The sequence below is a fragment of the Bradyrhizobium sp. MI1.11 genome, assembly GCF_055811255.1.
This window is the reverse complement of the sequence record NZ_JBVVPM010000141.1, coordinates 1-2,844: the sequence shown is the minus strand read 5'-3', so window position 1 is coordinate 2,844 and position 2,844 is coordinate 1. Positions and strand designations below refer to the sequence as shown.

Below are 2,844 nucleotides of genomic sequence, written 5' to 3'. Positions count from 1 at the left end.
GTATTCCTCCGGGGTGGGCCGCCTTGTTGAGTTGCAGGTATCCGACGAGGATCTAGCTTTAAGGCTAGCCTTAAGGTCGGTAGATGCGGGTAGAGGTCCTGGGCGGGGTTGAGCGTCGTCGTCGCTGGTCTCGCGACGATAAGATGCGGATCATCGAAGAGACGCTGGCGCCCGGCGCGGTTGTGACGGAGATCGCGCGGCGGCACGGCATTTCGACGAGTTTGGTGTTCACGTGGCGGCGGCGGGCGCGCCTGGCGAGTGTCGTTTCGGCGGGACCGAAGCTTGTCCCTGTTCAGCTCACCCCGGGTGCGACCGAAAGCGTTCCATCGATTGAAGCCCCAGCGGTGATTTCGCCCCGGAGGCGCCGGGGCCTGATCGAGATCGAACTCGGTGGCGGCAAGCGTGTCAGCGTTGACGAGAACGTCGATGCTGACGCGTTGGGGCGGGTCCTTGATGTTCTGAGCCGGCGATGATCCCGATACCGGGTGGCGTCAGAGTCTGGATCGCAACCGGCCACACCGACATGCGTCGCGGCATGCAGGGTCTGGCTTTGCAGGTTCAGGAGAGCCTGAAGCGGGATCCCCACGCCGGAGATCTCTATATCTTCCGAGGCCGGCGTGGCGATTTGGCAAAGATCCTCTGGCATGACGGGATCGGGCTGTCGCTCTATGCGAAACGCTTGGATCGCGGAAAGTTCATCTGGCCTTCGGCGTCAGGTGACGCGGTGTCGATCTCGGCGGCGCAGATGGCGTACATGCTCGAAGGGATCGATTGGCGCAATCCACAACTGACGTGGCGGCCGACAAGGGCGGGATGAGCGAAGAAAAATGTGGAAACCCGCGTATTTTGGGGTGCCGCAAATCACTAAAACTATGATTCACTTCGTCTCATGGATGCTGATCGCGCCGCTCTTGCCGAAGAAAACGCCGCGCTGAAAGCGGAGCTGGCGGTAGCGCGGGCAAAGGCGTCGGAGGACGCCGCGCTGATTGTGCAGCAGACCTTGCGGATAGCGAAGCTCGAGCGCCAGGTTTACGGCCAGAAATCGGAGCGCTCGGCGCGGTTGATCGACCAGCTGGCGCTTACCTTCGAAGAATTGGAAGCTAACGCGACGGAAGACGAATTGGCGGCGGAGCAGGCAGTCGCCAAAACGACTACGGTTGACGGATTTACGCGCAAGCGCGCTGAGCGCAACACGTTCCCAGACCACCTTCCGCGCGAGCGGGTGGTGATCGATCCGCCGACGGCGTGCGAATGCTGCGGCGGCAATCGCTTGCGCAAGCTCGGCGAAGATGTGACCCGAACGCTGGAATCGGTGCCGCGTCAGTGGAAGGTAATCGAGACGGTGCGCGAGAAGTTCTCTTGCCGCGACTGCGAGAAGATCAGCCAGGCACCGGCGCCATTCCATGTGATCCCGCGAGGGTGGGCGGGGCCGAGCCTGCTGGCCATGCTGCTCTATGAGAAGTTCGGCCAGCATCAGCCTCTGAACCGGCAAACCGAGCGTTACGCGTTGGAAGGCGTGCCGATCAGTCTGTCGACCGCAGCCGACGCCGTCGGAGCGTGCTGCACGGTATTGGAGCCGCTGTTGCGTCTGTTGGAAGCCCACGTCATGGCATCCGAACGCCTCCACGGCGACGACACCACCGTGCCCGCGCTGGCCTTGGGCAAGTGCGATGTCGCTCGATGCTGGGTCTATGTAAAGGACGACCGCCCCTTCGGCGGCTCAGATCCGCCGGCGGCAATGTTCTATTACTCGCGCGATCGAAGGGGCGAGCATCCGCAGGCGCATCTGGCCAACTATAGCGGTATCCTGCAGGCCGACGCCTTCGGCGGATACACCAAACTCTACGAGCCCCCGCGAAGTCCTGGGCCTATCAGGGAGGCGGCCTGTTGGGTGCATGCCCGGCGCCCGTTCTTCGCCATGGCGGATCTTGAGGAAAACGCGCGACGTAAGGCTGCTGGCAAGAAGGAGATCGCCCTCTCGCCGATTGCGATCGAGATCGTGCGTCGCATCGACGCCCTCTTCGCAATCGAGCGCACGATCAATGGCCAAGGCGCCGACCACCGAGAGGCTGTCCGCCAGGCGCAGAGCGCTCCGTTGGTTGCCGATCTGGAAGCCTATATGCGTGAGCAGTGCGCCAAGCTCTCCCGCGGTCACGATCTGGCCAAGGCCATGAACTACATGTTCAAGCGCTGGGGCTCCTTCACACGCTTCCTCGACGATGGCCGCGTCTGTCTCTCGAACAACGCCGCCGAAAGAGCGCTGCGCGGCATCGCATTGGGCAGAAAGTCTTGGTTATTCTGCGGGTCCGACCGCGGAGGGCGTCGTGCCGCCGCCATGTATAGCCTCATCGTCTCTGCGAAGATGAACGACGTCGATCCTCAGGTCTGGCTTGCCGATGTACTCGCTCGCATCGCCATCCACCCCGCCCACAGGCTCGATGAGCTGCTGCCCTGGAACTGGAAGATTGCGCAACAGCAAGGCCTCGCGGCGCAGGCGGCTTGATGGGGCCCGTCAACAAAGTCAGCCACGTGTTTACCCTCGGCCATGTCGCCGAGATGCTTGGAGAAGACGAGGAATGGCTGTTCGAGGTCGCCGAAGAAATGGACCCCGAGGATGGCCAGCTATGGGTCGTGGGCGTCGGTGAAGATGGGGTGATGGCGTTCACCGATGAGGGGATCGAGAACCTCAAAGAGCTGATCGCAATCCACAAAGAGGACCCTAGCATCATCGAAAAACGCCGCCAAGTGCTCGCTGCGACGATGAAGCCGAAAACCGAGGAGTCCGACGAGCTCTAACGGTTAACTGGAAAGATCAGCGCGCTGCGGCCTACCGCGTAGGGTTAC

4 protein-coding genes are annotated in these 2,844 nt (G+C 62.2%); all 4 read left to right on the top strand.

Features of this window, described 5'->3' with window-relative positions; translation table 11 throughout:
* Positions 1–83: 83 nt before the first annotated feature.
* The 4 genes from tnpA to AC0L30_RS42605 all read left to right on the top strand — a co-directional run bounded on the left by tnpA (position 84) and on the right by AC0L30_RS42605 (position 2,796).
* The gene (tnpA, locus tag AC0L30_RS42620; RefSeq protein WP_007591026.1) at positions 84–473 is read left to right on the top strand and encodes an IS66-like element accessory protein TnpA; all 390 of its coding nucleotides are present in this window, start codon (positions 84–86) and stop codon (positions 471–473) included.
* A complete protein-coding gene (gene tnpB, locus AC0L30_RS42615; RefSeq protein ID WP_007591027.1) occupies positions 470–817 on the top strand; it encodes an IS66 family insertion sequence element accessory protein TnpB in 348 nt (115 codons plus the stop codon). Before tnpA ends, tnpB begins: the two co-directional genes overlap by 4 nt.
* A 72-nt stretch (positions 818–889) precedes the next feature.
* The gene (tnpC, locus tag AC0L30_RS42610) at positions 890–2,503 is read left to right on the top strand and encodes an IS66 family transposase (RefSeq protein WP_473406756.1); all 1,614 of its coding nucleotides are present in this window, start codon (positions 890–892) and stop codon (positions 2,501–2,503) included.
* Complete coding sequence (locus AC0L30_RS42605) at positions 2,503–2,796, top strand: hypothetical protein (RefSeq protein ID WP_007590556.1); 294 nt, start codon at positions 2,503–2,505, stop codon at positions 2,794–2,796. The genes tnpC and AC0L30_RS42605 overlap by 1 nt, the downstream gene beginning before the upstream one ends.
* The last annotated feature ends 48 nt before the right edge of the window (positions 2,797–2,844 follow it).

Bases quoted from the DNA above. Each gene is read 5' to 3' on its own strand.
- tnpB (WP_007591027.1), top strand. From the start codon at position 470: ATGATCCCGATACCGGGTGGCGTCAGAGTCTGGATCGCAACCGGCCAC.
- tnpA (WP_007591026.1), top strand. From the start codon at position 84: ATGCGGGTAGAGGTCCTGGGCGGGGTTGAGCGTCGTCGTCGCTGGTCT.
- tnpC (WP_473406756.1), top strand. From the start codon at position 890: ATGGATGCTGATCGCGCCGCTCTTGCCGAAGAAAACGCCGCGCTGAAA.
- AC0L30_RS42605 (WP_007590556.1), top strand. From the start codon at position 2,503: ATGGGGCCCGTCAACAAAGTCAGCCACGTGTTTACCCTCGGCCATGTC.